The organism is Parafrankia elaeagni (genome assembly GCF_000374165.1).
Taxonomy (GTDB): Bacteria; Actinomycetota; Actinomycetes; order Frankiales; family Frankiaceae; genus Parafrankia; species Parafrankia elaeagni.
Genome location: NZ_KB893735.1, coordinates 22,808 through 41,897, shown reverse-complemented (window position 1 = coordinate 41,897; position 19,090 = coordinate 22,808). Strand labels below are relative to the sequence as shown.

Sequence of the window (19,090 nt, the reverse complement as noted above, 5' to 3'; positions counted from 1 at the left end):
ACAGATAAGGATTCCGGGGCCCGCTAGAACTGTAGATACGGGCTGGGATTTCCGTGCCAGGTGATGCGGAGGGTGTCGCGGGCGCGGGTGGCGGCGACGAACAGCAGAGACCGCGCTTTACGCTCCTCTCGAGCGTAGCGCTGAGGGTCGTCCTCGCGGAAGCGCTCGATCGCCGCGGTGCGGGGGATGACGCCGTCGCGGGCGCCGACGATCGCCAGCTTCTGGTACTCGAGGCCTTTGAAACGGTGCATGGTGCCGACGTGTACGTCGCCGTCGCCGCGAGGACCGTCCTTGGTGAGTTCGGCGCAGGTGATCTGGTTGCCGGTCAGGTGGTTGATGACGTGGATGACCATGTCACGGTCCGCGACGCAGACGGCCATGGTGCCGCGGGGGGCATGCCGGGTGCCGTTGCTGCCAGTAGAGATCTCCTCGCGCCACTTCCGAATGACCAGTGCAAGCTGGGTGAGCTCGTCCTCCCAGGACTCGCAGGCGACGAGCTCGGGGCGCCGGCCCCGTAGGACGGAACGGTAACCATCAAGGGTGTCGACACCATCGTCAAGATCGTCATAGCTGACCTTGCCAGGATCGATCATGCCGATAGCCTGACCGAGGATCTCCCTGGTGGTGCGGTAGCTGAGCGTCAGTCGCGATGAGCGGCCACCGCGGATATTGATCCCGACGGTGCCGAGGGTGACCTGGTGGTCATAGATGCGCTGATGGGTGTCCGCGGCGATGAAGAGGTCGTTGGGGCTGGGCGCGGCCATGGCACGCAGCATCTTCCAGTGTGCGGCGCGCAGGTCTTGGCCTTCGTCTACGACGATGTGCCGATAGCGGTGGCGTAGGTAGCGGGTGCCGGAGCTGTCGTCGCGGTGAGCCGGATCGTCGCCTCCCGGCTGGCTGCGGGCCACCACCTGGGCTGCTCGTTCAATCTCGAAGCGGGCCGCGCGCTCAGCGGCCTGCCCCCAGGTCTCCAGGCCGTCCTTGTCCAAGCGGGCGGTGAGCTGTTCCAGCAGCTTCCAGATCTCGTTGCGCTCGGGCCGGGTCAGGGATCGGCCGCGTCCGGCACGGCGGGCGGCGAAGTAGTCCTTGCGGGTGGCCAGGGACTGGCCGAGTACGACCTGGTCCCATTCCTCCAGCAGGAACTCGGGATCCCAGCGGCGGTCATCGATTTCAGTGAGGAACTGGCGTAGCAGGCCGAGCGCCGCAGTGTCGTAGATGCGCTGTTTCCCGGCGCCCGGGCCGGCGTTCTCGCTGAGGACGCGGGCGGCGAGCTGGTCGATGTGGGTGATGTCCACCCGGGCCAGCTGCTCGGGTTCCAGCAGCGAGGCCAGCCGGGCGCGCAGGTCCGTGGTGAGGTTCTTGGTGAACGTGGTCAGCAGGATCGGCTTGGTCTGGCCGGGGTCGAGCTGCTCGACGAGGTGTTTGACCCTGTGCAGGGCGACGATGGTCTTGCCGGTTCCCGGGCCACCGGAGACCCGAGCGGGGCCGGTGAAGCGACGGCTGACGATCTTGACCTGGGCGGGGTGCAGGAAGACCTTCCACGCGCGGAAGTCCCCCTCTTCGATCACGCCTCGGAGCGCGTCGTCGACGGTGGTGACGGTGGTCCGGGCCAGGGCTGTCCCTAGATCGTCGGCTTCCTGGTCGTCGAGATTGACCTGGACAGGGGCAGTGATCTCCTTGCGGACGTCGTCGATGCTCATGCCGGCGGCCAGCCCGGTGAGGACGTCGGTGGAGAGCAGCGGTGCCCCGACGAGGATTTGGTCCAGTTCGACGCTGTCGGTGACGGCCAGCGCAAGGTTGATGAGCTGTTCAGCGACGCCGAGGGCTCGCAGCTCCTCGGCGGTGACATCGGCCAGCAACGGTGGGGGCGGGGCAGGCTGGTCGCCGGTGTGCCCGAGGTCGACCTCGGGTTTCGGCGTGGGTCCCGGCCCCGGCTGCGGCTGCGGCTGCGGCTCGGTGGTCAGCTCGTCGTTGCCTGTATCGGTTTCGGTCGGGGTCAGGGTGATGCCCGCCCGTCGGAGCACGCTGACCGAGACGACCGCGAGGTCGACGAACTCGATCTCGCCGGTGACCCGGTTGATCGCGACGGACAGTTCTTCGTAGACGTGCTTACGGTGGCGCACGGCGACGACGAGCCAGTTCTCCTGGCCGTGTTCGTCGACGCCGGCCTTGGCCAGCAGCGCCCGGTAGGACTGGTCGATTTTCGCCCGGTAGATCCGGCGGTCGCCCCTGAGCGGTTTGAGGTCGAGTCCGGGATGGTCCGGGTTGCTTCGGAACATGTGGCAGAAGTCGTAGAACTTGGCCTTCACGGAGCGGTCGAGCCGGTACAGCTCCTGCTCGGCCTTGCGGTAGAGGCTCAGCTGCACGGTCATCGGGTGGCGTTACCTTCCGCTTCGGGGAGCACGCGCAGCAGGGCGTCGAGCTGGTCGAGCCACTGTGCCGCGGTGCGTGTCGTCCAACCTGCCTGGGCGTAGGCGGCGTCTCGTCTGCGCGCCTCCTCCCCCGATCCGCCACCACCCTCATCGCCATCACCGTCGTCGGCGGCGGTGGAATGCTGATCGTCGGCAGTGTCGGCGACAACGGCGATCTTCGGGACGGTCCACGCGAAGTCGACCTGCCAGCGTCGCTCGCCGAGTTCGTAGCCGAAGACGGGGGCGAGCCTGCCCTGGTCGGCAAGCTGGTGCGCCAGTCTGGTCAGGGGTGAGTCGGGTTCGTCCTCGTCGAGGATCGGCAGGATGTCCTCGTCCCAGCCGGGGTCACGCCGCCCGGCAGCCGCGGTTCTGTCCGCTTCCGGTGTTTCCCTGCCGGGTACCGGTGCGGGCTGGGCGACGGGCCGGCGGGTTCCAGCAGCGCCGCTGCAGACGGCGAGGGTCTCCACCGGGTAGGTGACGGCCTGGCTGCCGGCGAGTTGCAGGCCGTCGCCGCCGGCGTGCGGGAGGAACTGCAGCAGGTTCGACCAGTACAGCCAGGCACGCCAGCGCAGCCGGTGCGGGTCGGTTTCGAGGGCGTCCGCGGAGTCGTTCAGGATCGTCACCGCGCTCCACCGCACGTCCTGCGCGGCGGTTCCGTGGGACGAGTCGAGGGCGAAGACGACCACCAAGCCGTGCAGGTCGGTGCCGCGCAGCAGGTGCACCGGGCCACCGCCCACCGCGCCGCCAGCGGGGGGTGGTGCCGGCGTGGCGCTACCGGGGCTGTGGGAGGCGAGTTCGGCCTGCAGTGTGGTCAGGGCCTGCGCGGAGGTGACGCCCCGGGCAATCGGGGTGGACGAGGCCATCAGCCCCGAGGTGACGGCGGCCGTCCTTCGGGCCCAGACAGCCGGGTCGGGGCGGCGCAGGTAGGCCAGCAGAGTGTCGATCGGGTTGACGAAGACCGCGTCGGCCAGGTGCGCGCGCTGCCCGCCGAGCTGTTCGTAGACGCTCTTCGCCTGCTGTTGGGCGATGCCCTGGTAGGGCGGCCACACCGGTTCGGCGCGGGTGGCGCGCTTCTCGAAGAGGTCCAGGTCGTCCCAGGTGATCTGGAAGACGGCGTGGCCGTCGGCCCGTAGCCGGGTGCGTTTGGCGGCGTCGTCGGCGATCCGGTTGTGCCGACGGGTGGCGTGGTACCGGTAGCCGTCGAGGAAGACCGTGACGGTCTGGTCGGGGCCGCCGACCCGGCGGAAGGTGAAGTCGGTGCGGGTGTAGTTCAGGTCCTGCTGGGCGGTCAGCCGCCAGTTGATGACCCCGGCCGGGTCGACGAAACGCAGGTAGCCGCTGGCCCGCCCGTCCTCGTCGAGGGTGGCGTCGTCCTCGACGGAGACCCACTCGCGCAGTGCGGCCAGGAACCGCGCTTCCAGGTCGGATTCGACCTGGCGGTCAAGGCCGACCAGTCCGGTGTGCGCAAGCTTCTCGGTCTTCCAGTGGCTGACGGGGTTGCCGTCGCCGTCGACGAGCGGGGCGCCGAGTTCGTCCACAGGACCGAGCAGATCGGCGAGGATCTCCAGGGCTTCGCGGCGGGAGACGATGTCCTGGAAGCGTTCGTCGGTGTAGCGGTGCAGGCAGCGATGGCAGGCCCGTCGGCCCTCGTCCTGGCAGGGGCAGGCCAGCAGGATGCGGCGGGCCTCGACCAGCGTGGCGCCGAACGCGTCGGAGTCGGTGAGCCGATGCAGGTAGCCGGTGCCACCGGGGAGGCGGTCGAACAGGACGAGGAAGTGGCGCCGTTCCCCGGTCGCCGTGTCCCGCATCGCAGCCAGGGTCGTGTCCAGATGCTGCGGGTCTCCCCCGAAGTGGGCGTCCACGCCCAGGCGCAGCGCGGCCCGGAACGAGTGGATCCGTTCGTCGACCAGGACGGTCGCGGCGGGCAGCAGCACCCGCAGTGCTTCGGTGCGCAGCTGGTGGGCCAGCAGGACCGGCTGCTGGAGTACGGACTCGGGCCGACGGCCGCGGCGTAGTGGGCACCAGGGCTGGTGGTGTTTGACCTTGGGGTTGCGGGCGGCCGAGGAGTCCAGCGCGTCGGTGTCGTGGTCGAAGACCGGTTTGCCGTCGGCGGTGGCCGCCCCGCAGCTGGTGCAGACGTGGAAGGGGCTCAGCCGGACGGGCTGGCCGGCGAGATCGTCCTCAGGGTGTTTGTCGAAGCGTGCCGGGCCGAGGTTGATCCGTCGGATGACCGCGGTGCGGCAGTAGTCGACGCCGAAGGTTCCGGTGGTGTGCCGCCAGGAGGTGTCCGGCTCTATGGCCTCGGTCGGGATGTCGACCGCGTCGATGACGGTGTAGTAGCGGTGCTCCCGGTCGTCCTTGTCGTCGCTGATCCGGGCGTCCTCCCGCTTGTCACGGGCGGTGACGACAGCCGGTTCGACCACCTGGTGCAGGCAGGAGCCGTCGTCGGCGATGCGGGCGCTGTGGCAGCGCGGGCACGGTGAGCGGTCGGCGGCGGCGTTCTCGGTGCGGACATAGCCGCAGTCCTGGCAGAACCGCCAGGTCTGCCAGCGGGGGCGAGCCTGGGTGCCGACCTCCATGCCGGTGATCTGGTGCCGGTAGCCGTTGGCGTAGAAGGTGTTGCCGGGAGCGAGTTCGGACAGTGCGTAGCGGCGGGGCCGGTCGTAGGAGCATGGCCGTGAGATGAACCGCTCCCGCCCGGTCTTCGGATCCTTGCCCTCCGACCAGTACAGCGAGGCGTTGAGCGTGGTCACGGTGTCGATCAGGGCGTAGTTCGGCAGCAGCCCCAGATCGCACAGGGCGTTCTGCGCAGGGGTCATCCCGCGCTCATGGAGGATCTTGCCGACAGCCCGGCGTTCGGCGTCGAGCTCGTCCTTCTGCCGCGCCTGGGCGGGGTCGGAGTCGTGCAGCTCCTGCTGCGCCTCACCGATCATCCGCAGGCGGCCGCGCAGCATCTCCTCGGTACGCCGCCACTCCCGCTCGGCTTCCTCGACGGCGCTGCGCAGCCCCCGGGTGGCGTAGGTCCACAGCTCGCTCTGCGCCTGGGTACTCACCCCGGTCGGGAACAGCGCGAGGAACCCTTCGACGAGCTGCTCCCCCTGGGCGAGCGCGGCGGCCACCAGGTCCGCGAGGTAGCCGGACGGGCCGAACAGTGCGGGCGCGGCCAATGGCAGGGCCGGCAGCGGAGCACCATCAGGGCGGGGCAGCCGCCCACCGGCGGCCAGGTCGAGCAGATGCGCCAGGTACTGGCGGCGCAGGATCTCGATGGCGGACAGGTAGCAACCGGGCGGCACGATCAGACCGTCGATCATGTCGCGGGGCTGGTCGAGGAAGTACAGGTCCCGCCGGCTGCGCTCGGGGATGGTCAGCAGGAACGCGTTGCCGGTGCGCCGCCCGGCGCGGCCGATCTGCTGCGCGTAGTTGGCCGGGCGTCGCGGCAGCGCAGCCAGCACGACGGCGGAGAGGTCACCGATGTCGATGCCCATCTCCAGGGTCGGGGTGCAGGACAGCACGTTGGGGTCCCTGAACCCGTCGCCGCGTTTGAACGCCGCCTCGACGCGTTCTCTCTGGGGGCGGCTGAGCAGGCCGGTGTGCTCGGCGGTGATCACCTGGTAGGTGCCGGCCCGGCGGTACAGGTGCCGGTAGTAGTCCGCCCGGTAGTCCCGGTCCCGATGGTGGATCCCGAGCTCCGCGGGCTGGTCGCCGGCGACGAGCCGGCCGGTGCGGCAGCGGTAGGACGGGCAGGGCTGCCCATGCCACTGCCCGAGTGTCGCGGGGTGCACCGTCTGTTCCCAGAAGCACACCGGGCAGCGGACGAACGCGCTGTTCACCTCGTCGTCGCCGAGCAGCTGGATGTCGACGGCACCCGGGTGCAGCCCGTAGATCCGCGCGGAACTGTCGGCGGGAACTCCGACCGACAGCAGCCCGGCGGAGACGAGCTCTGGCAGCAGGCGGCTCCAGAAGTCGGGGATCTGCTCGCGGGGCAGTTCGAGGCAGCGCTGCGCCCAGCGCTCGTACCAGCTCAACCGGCCGGTCGCGGCGTCGAACTCGCTGCCGGCCTTCGGCCGGCCGAGCAGGAACACCGGCGCGGCCACCCCCTTCGGGAACGCCCGCATACCCGCCGGCCGGCCGCCCCAGATGCGGTAGCGGTTGGTGCCCGCCTCGTGCAGGTATCCCGCCAGCCACCGATGTCTGATCGCGCCGCGGGTCCGCAGCCGTTCCACCAGGACCCGCAGGAAGGCCAGGTAGCGCGCGTCGTCCTGTTCGACAGGCGGTAGCCCGCCCCGCACGGGTTCCAGATGCACCGACCGGACGAGGGCCGCCGCTGCCGCCGGGTCGGCGATGCGGATCTGGGCGGCCGCGGTACGGGTCAGTTCCAGGGTCCGTCCGTTACGGGACCGAAAGCCGAACTCCATCAGCGACTCGAACGCGAGCCGCTCGCCGATCAGCCGCCATGTCCGCAGGTCACCGCCACGGCCCTGGCCGGACAGCAGCCGGCTGACGCCGGGGAAGTCGTGCAGGTCGGTGCTGACCACGGCGCGGAGCGTCTTCGGGTCGGTGGTCTCGGCGACCACGTCCGCGATCAGGTCGTTGAGCGCGGTCGGCCGGTCCTCGCTCAGATGCTTCTTGAGCAGGGCGCGCAGGGAGAAGGTGTAGGAGCGGCTGGCGACGAACCCGGCCCGGTGCGCGGCGTCCTGCACCGAGTCGTTGAACATCAGCGTCTTGTCCTCACCGATGTCCTCGTCGAGTTCCCCACCGGTGAACAGGTGGGTGATCGAGGCCGCGGCGAGCGCTGCCGCGCCGGTCCCCAGGTAGCGGATCGCGTTGCGTTCCCCGCAGGCCGGGCACCAGTCCTCACGTGCCGCGGTGTTCGCCGTCTCCCCGATGGTGACCAGGACGAACGCCGAGTTGCGGGCCGCCAGGGTGGGCTCACCGCTCGTCGGGTCGTAGTCCTTCACCGGGTCGGGCAGCCGCAGCCGGTAGTCGGTACCGTCCAGCACCATCAGCGTCCCGCCGCCGCCGGTGGTCAGAGCGCTCTTCTTCCCCCCGGCGCGGGCCACGGCCAGCGGCGCGGTGCCGGACCCTTCCCGTGCCTCCCGGTCGGTGGCCGTGATCAGGTTCCGGACCCGGATCTTCTCCTGGCTGGTGGAGGCCCGGCGGATCTTGTGGGTGTCGAAGTGCAACGCGTGGTCGTCGCTCTCCGGGGAGAACACCGCCCAGCCCGACCGCCCGCACTCCCGGCAGTACACGGCGGGCAGGAACAGGTTCGCCGACTGCCCGGACGTCGCCACCGTCACCGGCGCGGTCCGGGTCGGGCTCCCGCTGTGGGAGTCGACGACGCCGGCGCTGTCCCAGCGGAACTCCGCCTTCGGCCACGGCAGCACGCCGCGTACCAGCCGGGACACCGACCGGGCCCACTGGTGCACCTCGACGTGCACGAAGGGACGCGGCCGTTCGGCGGTCGAGCCGGGATCGCGGGCGGTCGACAGCAACGCCACGAACCGGGCCAGGGCCACGGCCGCGACCTCCGGCTGCCGCGTGATCGTCTGCACCCAGGACTGGGCACCGATCCGCCACATCATGTCCAGGACCTCGGGGCCGGTGTGCACCCCGCCGTCCAGGGACCGCATGACCGCCGCGGTCAGCATGTGCCGCCGCAGTCTCTCGCCGAGCTGGAACGGATCCAGGTCTCGCGCCCCGGTCACCGCCTCGACGAGGTCGGTGAGCGCCTCCTCCCCGCTCGCGGGGTCGGGCAGGGCGGCGAGCTGTTCGGGCAGCGGCATCGGCAAGTACCGGTCGAAGTCACTGACGGGGATGAACTCCTCGACCGTCTGACGACTCTCCGCGATCACCGAATCCGCGTCGAATGTGGTACCGAAGACCTGCGAGGCGACTTCCAGCAGGCTGCGCGTCCCGGCGGGGCCGGTACCCGAACCGAGGGTCGCCGACGTGGCGACCGGGCAGATCGCGCCCAGCGGCGCGCCCGGCCGCGCCGCCCCCACCGCGGCGGCCAGTCGGCGCAGCAGCATCGCCACATCGGTGCCCTGCGCCCCGTCGTAGGTGTGGAACTCGTCCACCACCACATAGCGGATGTCCGCCCCCGCCCACAGCGGCATGTCGGCGGCGCGCAGCAACAGCAGGTCGAGCATCTTGTAGTTGGTGATCAGAATGTCGGGCGGGAGCAGCCGCATGTCCTCGCGGCGGGTGTGGACCCGCTCGTAGTGGGTGACCGCCCGGTCGCCGATGTACAGCCCGGCCCGGACACCGCTGGTCGGCAGGTGCTCGGCGAGCAGCGTGTTGATCCGCTCCGCCTGGTCGGTGGCCAGCGCGTTCATCGGGTACAGGAAGATCGCCTTGACCCCGCGGCGCCCCGCGGCCCGTTCCCGCACGCAGTGGTCCAGCACCGGGTACAGGAACGCCTCGGTCTTACCCGAACCCGTGCCGGTGGTGATCAGCGTCGGCCGGGGGATGCGGCCACCGGCGGAACTCAGCCGGGCGAACGCCTGGGCCTGGTGGGTGTACGGGGTCCAGCCGTCGGCGCGGGTCCAGCCCAGCAGGTCACGCCAGCCCGGGCCGGCAACGGTGAACGGCGTCCTGATCCTCAGGAACGGGCCGCGGAACATGCCGGACGTCTCGTCACCGAGGAACCGGTGCAGCGACTCGCGCGCCCCCTCGTCGGTGAGGGCGTAGGTCGTCGACAGGTACTGCAGCAGGCTCTCCTTGAGCCCACGCGCCTCCAGTGTCGGCCTCACCGGTGCGGCACCTCCTGGGTGGCCGGGTCCCACTCCCCTCGGGCGACGGCAGCGTTGAGACGCTCTTGGAAGACAGCGTGGGCCGCGCGCATCTCGGCCTCCCGCTCGGCCTTGTAGAACGGTGCGGTGTAACCGTCGGGCGGCGGCACAGCGCCGGGGTTGGCCTGGAACGCCTCGAGCTGTGCCCAGCTCACCTTCGACTGCCGCTGGCCGAACGTGCGGGCGTTACCGGCCAGCTTCCAGCCGTCCGCGTCGAACCAGGTGACCGCCTCGTACTTCTGCAGCACGGGGAACCGCCCGCGATAGGCGGCGATCAGAGCGTCGGCGTCCATCCCAAGCCAGACCGCCACCAGTGCGTCGATCTCGACCAGCGCCGAGCGCCGCGCCCGCTCGGAGCGCAGCGGAGTCTCCGCCCGCCACTCCGGCGTGACGTCATGCAGCGGCTGCAGCCCCGGCCAGTCGACGGCCCACCGCTCCGACTCCGCCCAGGCGGGGTCATACACCTCCGCCCACAACCGCCGGTAGGCCTGGGTGAGACAGTTCAGTCGCAGCGTCCGAAGCAGCAGAGGACGGGCAAGCGGGTGGTCCGGCATCGGACTCGGCATCGCTTTCGCTCCTGCAACCCTGAGATCACCTCGACCAGTGGCCCGCAGGAAGTAATCAAGCGGCAGGGATGCCCAGAAGCCCGATATCAACGCAAGCAGAGCGGTGTCCGACAGGGTGAAGCTGTGCACGGCATCTACATGCGCTGGGCCGGGTGGGATAAGCGCCGCGTACAGGGCCCGCTCGGTGTTGGGCGCGACCTGCCTGCGCCAGGCGAGCCGGTAGAAGGTCGTGTACCGGCGCCGCGCCGCACTTACCAGCAGCGCGTCGACCTCGGTCGGATCCACCACCGCCTCCGGTATAGCCCGGCGTAGGGCCACCACCCCCCGCGCACGGACAGCCGCTCGTTCGTTCGAGCGCAACCGGGCCAGCGCCCGCTGGTCGACCCAGCGCTCCTGCGCGACCCGATACACCCCGCTCCAGCCCTCCACCGGCACGTACTGGGTGTCCGGCACGAAGTCCGGCGGCAGGTCGACCAGATTGATCCCGTAGGGATCGTTGCTGTTGGCGTCGTGGCGCTTGAACACGGGAGTCGCGACCCCGAGCTGGATCCCTTTCAGGACCACCTTCCGCCACCTGTCGGGCTGATATTCACGATCAGTCGCCGGGTCCGGGCGGTTGTAGTCGATGAGGTTTCCGTCCTTCACCCCAGCCTCGTCGAATCCACGTGTGATTGCCGGCGAGAGGGTGGCCAGCCGCGTCGGATACTGCGCGAGAGCCTCGATCGCCGTTGCCTCCGCGGTGCTGACGGGGAACAGCAGGCGGGCCTCTTCCACCGGCTTGTCCTGCTCGCCGAGCAGGCGCTGCCACGTCGCCAGCAGGGCGGGGGTGACGCGGACGACCCTGCTCCGGTGCGGGCGCTCGTCGAACTTCTTGTTCTGGTACCGGATTCCCGGTATCTCGCCCGAGCCGTCGTCGGCTGCCGAATGCCGCAGTGCGTCCACCGAGACCAGCCAGGAGAGATGGTCGAAGTCGATCTCCTGGGGGGCGCCGTAGACGTGCACGCCGAAGTGGGCGGTGTGGCCGACTGGTTCAGGGAAGAAGCGCTGGCCGGCGTTCACGAAGTCTCCATGGACACGCAGCCTTCGGTAGGCCGCCGCCCGGATAGGCCCCTCGCTCTCCCCGGTGAAGTGCGTGTCGGGATGGACCATACCGATGGTGCCCGCGCCCGACGCATGGGCCCACACCTGGGACATGAACGCCCGGTACAGGTCGGGCTGTGTGCCGACCAGCAGCGGGTACATCTGCGGTGAGCCGAACAGCGCGACCTGGGCACCGATACTCGTCTGCTCCGCGAGAGCGTACGCGGACGGCTCTGCTTCCGCGAGGAGAGCATCGCGCCGCCGGGTCTTGTCGGCGGTTGAGGCCTTCTGCTCCAGCTTGAACCAGGGCTCGTACTCGGCGAGGACGGCATCCTCGTCCCAGCGGGGCCGTACCCAGGGCGGGTTGCCCATCTGCAGGTCGAAGCCGCCGCGGGCGAAGACAAGGGCGAACTCCAGCTCCCAGTGCAGGAAGCCCTGCTCGACCGCGATGTCGCGGACGGTGTGCAGCCAGGGAAAGCGCTGTTCCGGGTCGGAGCTGTCCATATTCATGAAGCCGGGCAGCTGCTTCTCGAACTCCTTGAGCGCGTCGAGGGTGGTGAACCTCTCGATGAGGGTTCCGGCGGGTACGTCGCTCGTTCCAAGCATCGCTTCCAGGAAGTCCAGCCAGTCGTCGAGGTCCTTCAGCGCGATGACGGGCCGCCGGGTCGGAACCGTCGGCTTCTTGTCCGGCGCCAGCCCCAGATGCTTCCGCTTCGCCCTGCCCGTGCTGTCGCCGGTTAGATCCGGGGTGGGCGCGGGTTCCGTCGTCACATCGAACAGGTCGAGGGTCTCCGCGGTGTAGCGGTCGTCCGGTGCGGAGGGAAGCAGTCGTGCGGCCCTCAGAAGGTCCTCGTCGACCAGAAGGGCTCCACCGAGCAGGTTGGAGAGATCGGCGGCGCTGCTCGCGGTGGGACGTTCCGCGTAGGCCGGGGCGGTGCCGTCCAGCTGCCCGGCCTGGGCCGCCGGCCAGAACCACAGGGCGCACCAGGCGTCCATGATGGTCTTCAGTCGCCAGTACGGGGTGTCGACGGCGTTGAAGAGGTCCTCGAAGACCTTCTCCTTGGGAACGGCGTGCGCGGGCCGACGCAGGAACTTGTACGCGGGGTCCTTCGGGTCGTCCCCCCACACGTCGATGCGGCGGGCGATCGCGTCCTCGGAGATCTCCATCCGCCGGATGACCAGCGACCACAGGAACTCGGCGCGCCGGGCGGCGTCACGGAGCCGGGCGGGCTGGTTCTTCGCCGGGCGCCGCAGAACGCCTTTCCGCCAGGCGGCGAGCCGCTCCACCTCCGGTTTGGCGAGCTTCTTGGCCTCCGACGATCCGGTGACCGCCGCCCAGCCCGGGGTCGGCAGCAGGAAATGGTGCACGGCGCCCTTCGGCAGGGGCTGGTGCTGCTCGCCGTGCCGGAACGGCAGCGTTGTCGGGGTCAGGGTGTCCTTCGCCCGAAGCCACTCCTTCTTCGCCGAGTCGATGTCGGCCTCGGCGTAGACGGCGCGGCGGGCACCGATCAGGGAGTTCCCGCGGCGCAGGTGCAGCCCGAACCACGGCGCCTGCATACCCGGGTGCATCGTGTTGAGCCACAGGGAGACCTCGGCGAGCTCGACGCCGGTCTCGTTCAGGTCCACGCCGTAGGCGTTGTGCAGGGCTATGTAAGCCTTGATCTTCTGCTTCTCGGTCAGCAGGTCGGCTGCCGGGATGCTGACCCCGAGCTCCTTCTGGCGGCGCCGCAGGTACTCCTCGGCGACCTGGTTGATCGCCTCGTTGAGGAATGCTCCTGACCCGAGCGCCGGCTCGCAGATCCGGTACCGGAGCAGCTCCGCGGCAGGCGTCTCGATCACCTTGTCGTCGGCGCTGCGTTCCTGGTCAAGCCGGTGTTTGAGGGCCAGCTCGACGGTGCCCCTGGTCAGGGATTCGGGAGTGTAGTAGGAGGCGGTCGTCTCCCGGTACCGCCCGGACAGGCGGTAGACGAACTCGCCGGGCTGGTAGCGCTTCGGCCCGCGCCGGCCTCGGCGCATGTCGTGCTCGTCGTAGTGGACGAGGGTCTCCGGCGGGTACTCGGTCTGCCGCTTCGCGGGGATCAGCCACGACCCCTTCTCCGGGTCGCCGCCCTTGGCGACCTCGCACAGCTCCTCGGTGGCGATGATGCCGGTGTAGGACATCAGGCCCTCGTACACGGCGCCGAGCTGGTTGATGCCGAGGTTGCGGTAGGAGATGAAGCCACCGCGGTCACCCCGGCGGGACGCCTTCTTCATGGTCAGCAGCCGCAGCACCTCGTGCAGGGCGACGTTACGCAGCCGCAGGTCGAGTCGCCGCGACGGGTCGTCCTCGGCATACCGGGGGTCGGGCAGCGAACGGCCGATCAGGCGGATGGCAGCCGGTTCGAACAGCTCGCTGCGCAGTGGTTCGAACCGCAGACCGCGGTCCTCGCTGCGCTCCTTCGCCTTGTGCGCCCGGGTCTGGGCATCGTCTCCGGGGAGATCGTCGCCGGGTTCCGTCCCGTACCGGCGGTGACCGTTGTTGACCTTGTCGAAGAGCAGGTCCAGGGAGGCGAAGAGATGGAAGCCGTTGCGGCTCTCCTCCTCGGGCAGCTGCTCGTCACGCTCGACGAGGTCGCGCAGCCGGGCCACCGAGTAGCCGGCCTCGTAGCTGCCGTCGTCGGCGGGCAGGATGCCCAGCTCGGGACGTGCCTCGGCGTAGAGGAGGAACAGGATCCGGTAGAGGTAGCGCAGCGTCTCCCGGGTGAGCTCGCGGGCGAACGGGATGCGGGGGTTCTCGACCTGGCGGGGTTCGACCCCGGCAGCGTCGAGGCGGGCCAGCACCTCGTTGGCGATGATCTCGACAGAGCGGCGCAGGCCCGCACGCAGTTCGGAGGAGACCCCGACGGCGTTTTCCGTGGAAGCCTTCAGCAGCAGGTCGATCGGCGGGTCTTCGCCGTCCTCGGCGCGGGTCAGCATCTCCCGGCTGAACAGGGCGGCGATGAGGGCCAGTTCGCCGAGCTGGCGCTGGTCGTTGCGTTCGAGGGCGACGTCGAGGTTCGCCGCGAGGAAGCGGCCTTCGGCCCAGGACCGGCGGTCCGCGAGCACGAGCACGCCGCCGCACAGCAGGAGCACGAACCGTGGGTACGCGCCGTCCGGTCCGCCGAGCCTGCTCTGGAACAGCCAGGTGGCCAGCGCCGGGCCGGCCGGGTAGAACTCGCCCGCGCTGACCCGCAGCGGGTGCAGCAGCCGTGCGGGGCCGTCGGCATCCAGCGCGGTGTCGGGGGCTGCCGCCCATCCGCAGTCCAGTGCGACGATGCCGTCCCCGTGCCAGGCGACGCTCACCTCGTGCTCACGCCCGGCGCGGTGCACCGTCAGGCGGTCCCGGTCCGGGCCGGGGGCGAAGCCGAGCGCTCCGAGGACCTTCCGGTGCCAGGACCTGATCCGATCCGTCCACAGTGGGTTGCTGTAGGTGCGCAGCTGGGAGCCGATTTCGTCGCCGGCAGCGACTGCTTCGGCGTCCTGCAGCGCGGCCGCGGCGAAGAACCGGCGGAACGATTCCGACAGGTAGTCACCCCGCAGCTCGCGAAGCAGCTGGCGCGGGGTCCGTCTCGGGTCGTGCTCGTCACCTTCGCGGCGGGTCCAGGATTCGAAGAAGCCCTTCTTGAGGTCCTGGTCGAGCTGCTCGGCGAAGTAGTGCGCGGCCAGGTACTCACCGCGGTTGGTGAGCGAGTCGAAGTCGAGGCTCACCGCCCCACCGCCGTGGTGTCGTCGGTTGCGACGGCGGCGGGGCTCTGGGGGGTGAGTACCGCCAGCAGGCGCATCATCGGTGCCCCGGAGCTACGCAGTGAGGCGACGAGGTCCTCCCGCCTGCGTACGGTCTCCGTCCGGTCGGTGGAGGCGAACAGGGCCTCCTGCGACCATCGCTGGACGCGCCGCTGGTAGGGGGCGAGGACCCTGTCGATACGTTCGGCGTACTCGTCGGCGCGCAGCTCAAGGTGTCGCTGGGCGTGCCTGACCGCCTGCGGGACGAGGCCCTGCAGATCGTCCAGCTCCTGCGCGGTGGCCCGGCGGCCGGGCATCTGCGGGCCGACCCCGAAGACCGTCAGGAAGTCGGCGTTCATCGGAACCACCCGACCGGCGCCAGGCAGGCCGAGGATGGCCATCCACTCCACGATGGTCGGCCGGCCGAGGGCGTTGGAGTAGATGCCCTGGACCAGGAAAGCCGGGCCGGCGAGGTCCTCGGACCGGTACCCGTCGCGTTTACCGGCCTCGGTGAGATCGGGCTGGTAGGCGAGGACGAAGGCCTCGTCGTAGCGGAGGGAAGCCAGGACCTTGTCCGTCACCCAGTCGAGCACCGGGTGGATGGGCGACACGTAGCTGACGGTGGGCCACTGCGTCGCCGACGACGTCAATGCAGCGGCGAGCCGCTTCTTGCCCAGTGGTTTGGAGAAGGTGATCCGCAGCCGGCCGGGTTCCGTCCGGCCTGGTATGATCCCCTGCTCGCTCAGGTAGGAACGTGGCAGTGCGCGCAGCCGGTACTGCAGGTCGGTGGGTGGTTCGAAGGCGATGGTGCCGTCGTCCTCCCAGCGCACGGCCAGGTCGTTCTCGGGGCTCGTCGGGCAGATCTGGCGCAGGGCCTCCTCGAAGTACGCCGCGGTGGACGCGAACAGGGTCGGGACGGTGGCAACGGACACCGGGGCGATTCCCGGGTCGGCGCCGACGTTGCCCATCAGCCCGGCCATGAAGTCGGGGGCGTCCTGGCGCGACGCGGCGATCGACTGATCGACGGTGCGGCCGGCGATCAGATCCCGGGTGAGCCGGTCCTCTTCCTCCTTCTCCCGGTAGATACCGGTGGCAGCCTCGACGGAGCCCTCGATCCGGTGGGCCTGCTCCTCGCGCCGCAGCAGCTTGGCGCCGACAAGACGATCATCGAACGGGAGGGGCTCTCCGGTCTCCTCGTCGGTGCGCCAGACGACGTCGCTGGTGAGCAGCAGCGCCCGGAACTCCGGCGGGTGCTGCTGGTTGTAGCGGTCGATCCGACCGTTGCGCTGTGCGATTCGGATCAGCGACCAGGGCAGGTCGTAGTGAACGAGCTGGTGGCACTGCTGGTGTAGGTTGACCCCTTCGGAGGCCACGTCACCGGTGAACAGCAGGCGCACCGGGTCGTCGCGCAACCCGAACCTCTCGACGATCTTCTGCTGATCGTCGTCGCTGGTCGCCTCGCGGTGCATCACCTGCACCGCCCCGCCGTAGACGGACCACGGCCTGTTCTGGTCCTTCTTCGCTGTCGCGGGAAAACCCAGTCGGGCCGGCACCACCTGGGCCAGCCAGGTGAGCGTCGGGATCCGCTCGGAAAAGATCACGACTCGGGTGTCGGAGCGGGGGCCCACCGACAGTTCCCGCAGCACGTCGAGCAGTGCCGTCAGCTTCGCCGAGTCGCCGTCGTCGATGTCGGCGGCCAGCCCTCGCAGGTCGAGCAGAGCAGCGCGTTCGGCCTGCCGGGATGCCTCACGGTCAACCTGCCGGGACGAGGTGCGGCCCGTGGTCGACGGCTGTTCCAGGGTGCGCAGGCGCGTCGCGATCGTTTCCTGCAGCGCCCGGTGGGACGACAGGAACGACTTGAAAAGCGTGTAGGGGAAGAGCTGATGGTCACTGGCGGATCGAGCGCTCACCTCACCGGGGATCCAGCGGGTAGCGAGTTCCTCCAGCACCGCCCGTTCCCGTTCCGTCGCCACGGCCAGGATCGGCAGGGACGGTCCTCTGTCCGGCCAGGAGCCCTTGAGCGAGTCCCGCACCTCCGGGGACGTCTTCGTCTGCCGGATGTAGAGGTGCTCCAGATCGGCCACCTCGTACTTCGACGGGTCGGCGATCGCGGCCTCGTCCAGAAGTCTGATCAACTCCGCGAAGGAATGGGCGTTGCCGTTGTGCGGGGTCGCCGAGGCGAGGATCAGCGCATCGGTACGGTCAGCGAGCAGGCGGGCCAGGTCGTTGTTCTTGGTGCCGCGGTTGACCAGGTTGTGGCACTCGTCGATGACGACCGCGTCCCAGTCGGTGCTACCGAGGTGATGCACGTAGACGTCGCTCTTGAGCGTGTCCACGGAGATGACGGCGCGCTTGAAGTAGGCGAAGGGGTTTCGGCCGGCGGGGATCTCCTGCTGCATCCGCTGGATCCCGGTGGAGTCCAGCCGGACCAGCGGGATCGAGAACCGTGTCCACAGCTCGCGCTGAAACTGTTCCAGCACGTGTGCCGGCGTTACGACCAGGATCCGCTCACCCCGCCCGCGGCGGATGAGCTCGGCGAGCAGAATGCCGATCTCCAGGGTCTTGCCCAGGCCGACCACGTCGCCGATCAGGATCCGCGGCTGCGGGTTGCGCATCGACAGTGCCAGCGCGGCGGGCCGCAGCTGATGGGCCTGCCGATCCATCAGGAAGGTGTCGGCGATCGCGAGCCCGTACTCGGTCTGGGGCAGGGCCGTCTTGTGGATCGTCGCCTCCAGGTGGAGGCGAGCACGGCGGTGATTCGGGGAGTCGTCGACGACGAGCCGGGTCCGCCGCGGGTCGAGAACCTCGATGTCGTCGAGTTCCTCGTAGAAGACGGCGTCGGTCCCCCGGACGAACGGCGAGACCCCGGTGACGTCGAGCATCCAGCCGTCGTGCCGGGTCACGCTCACCTTGCGGACAAGCCACTGCTCGTCCCGGACCCGGACCTGAGCCCCTGGTGCGAACCTGCCCGCCCGTCCCGGAGTGTCCGCGTGATCCTCCGTATCAAAGCCGCAGGGACCCGCTTCGCTGTCCCGCGTCTCCGTCACTCTGGTCAAGCCCCCGCCCACCTCGTCTCGAACGCAGCCTGCCATTCTCCTGTGCTGCCTGCAGATGTCGAGCGACAGCTCGACTACAGCTCAAGCCGCATGGCGTACTGCTCTCGCAGCTCCTCGGCCACTCGCCGCGACGCAGGTAGCTTCTTCCCGCCGTCTCCGCCAGGGGGAGCAGGTCCAGAGTCGACGTCTCCGGGCTGTTCCCGACCGGATCTTGTCTCCGGCAGGGCCTTCGTTTCCGGTTCGCGTTCCTGCGGTGGGTGGTCAAGCGGACTACGCAGACGTGCATCCGTCTCCGAGAGATCAACTTTTTCTGCGACACGCACCAGAAGATCTCTACGCGCGGCCGGTACGTGCGCTGCCGACCGGTCTTCCCTCGTCCGATCGATCAGGGCATAGCGGGCCTCCACCGGCGAGATACCAGCCTCGGTCAGCAGTCCTGTGCTCTGGGTCATGACAGCGCTCAGCGCAGGCCTGACCTCAGGCTCGTAGGCGAGCATCGACGAAACCAACGGCACCAGCTCTGCCGGCAGGCCGCCAAGGTCGGGAAGGTGGTTGGGGTCGGCGACCTGACTGGCGATGGCCTCCCACCGAACGCCGTCGTACGGACTATGTCCCGTGGCCGCATAGAGCAGGACCGCCCCCAGCCCGTAGACGTCCGCGGCCGGAGTGACTTTGGGATTGCCTGTGGCCTGCTCGGGAGGCATGGAACGCACCGTGCCGATGACCATGCCGGTGTGCGAGAGGCTGCCCTTCGCCGAGTCCAGGAAGGCCCCGAGACCAAAATCGATCAGCACCGGGCCGTACTCACCCAGGATGACGTTCTGCGGTTTGAGGTCCCGGTGCAGCAGGCCGGCCGTGTGGACAGCTTCCAGCCCTTCGGCGAGCAGCGCGGCCAGACTCGCCACGAGCGGCACCGACAGCGGCCCGTGAGCATCGACCTCGGCGGCCAGGGTGCTGCCCGGTATGTACTCCATCGCGATCCAGGGCCGGGCGGCGTACGGATCGGCGTCCAGAAACCGTGCCACCCGGTTCGTCCCGACGATCGTCCTGGCGATCTGTGCTTCCTTCTCGAACCGGTCGCGCGCGACCGGGTCCAACCGATCACTACGGATCAGCTTCACCGCCACGGGATCACCAGCCGGCGAGTAGGCGAGGAACACTTCGCCCATGCCGCCGGAGCCGAGCTCCCGATCCACGACGTAACGACCGATCAGCTCAGGCGCACCGCTCACCATCGACGTCCCACCCCCCGCAGGCCCGCCACCGGCAGCGTCCTCTCGCGTCCGGTCGCTCAGTTCTTGCGTTCCAAGCGTTCAACCACCAGTCAGGCTTCGACCGCCCTCAGCACCACATCAGCGCGATAGCACTCAAGTGGGCCAAGCAGAGATCGTAGCGCCATGAATATGATGTTGAACGTTCGGCTACGTGAGACCAGTCAAGGGAGA

5 protein-coding genes are annotated in these 19,090 nt (G+C 69.5%); all 5 read right to left on the bottom strand.

Annotated elements, in window-relative coordinates; translation table 11 throughout:
- Nucleotides 1–23: 23 nt before the first annotated feature.
- On the bottom strand, nt 24–2,372 hold the full coding sequence (locus tag B207_RS0119515) for a UvrD-helicase domain-containing protein (RefSeq protein WP_018638292.1): 2,349 nt from the start codon (nt 2,370–2,372) through the stop codon (nt 24–26).
- The gene (locus tag B207_RS0119510) at nt 2,369–9,163 is read right to left on the bottom strand and encodes a DEAD/DEAH box helicase (protein WP_018638291.1); all 6,795 of its coding nucleotides are present in this window, start codon (nt 9,161–9,163) and stop codon (nt 2,369–2,371) included. Before B207_RS0119510 ends, B207_RS0119515 begins: the two co-directional genes overlap by 4 nt.
- The gene (locus B207_RS0119505) at nt 9,160–14,574 is read right to left on the bottom strand and encodes a hypothetical protein (protein WP_018638290.1); all 5,415 of its coding nucleotides are present in this window, start codon (nt 14,572–14,574) and stop codon (nt 9,160–9,162) included. The genes B207_RS0119510 and B207_RS0119505 overlap by 4 nt, the downstream gene beginning before the upstream one ends.
- The gene (locus B207_RS34610; RefSeq protein WP_063820942.1) at nt 14,571–17,636 is read right to left on the bottom strand and encodes a DEAD/DEAH box helicase; all 3,066 of its coding nucleotides are present in this window, start codon (nt 17,634–17,636) and stop codon (nt 14,571–14,573) included. Before B207_RS34610 ends, B207_RS0119505 begins: the two co-directional genes overlap by 4 nt.
- Nucleotides 17,637–17,719: 83 nt before the next feature.
- On the bottom strand, nt 17,720–18,880 hold the full coding sequence (locus B207_RS0119495) for a serine/threonine-protein kinase (protein ID WP_018638288.1): 1,161 nt from the start codon (nt 18,878–18,880) through the stop codon (nt 17,720–17,722).
- Between the last annotated feature and the right edge of the window lie 210 nt (nt 18,881–19,090).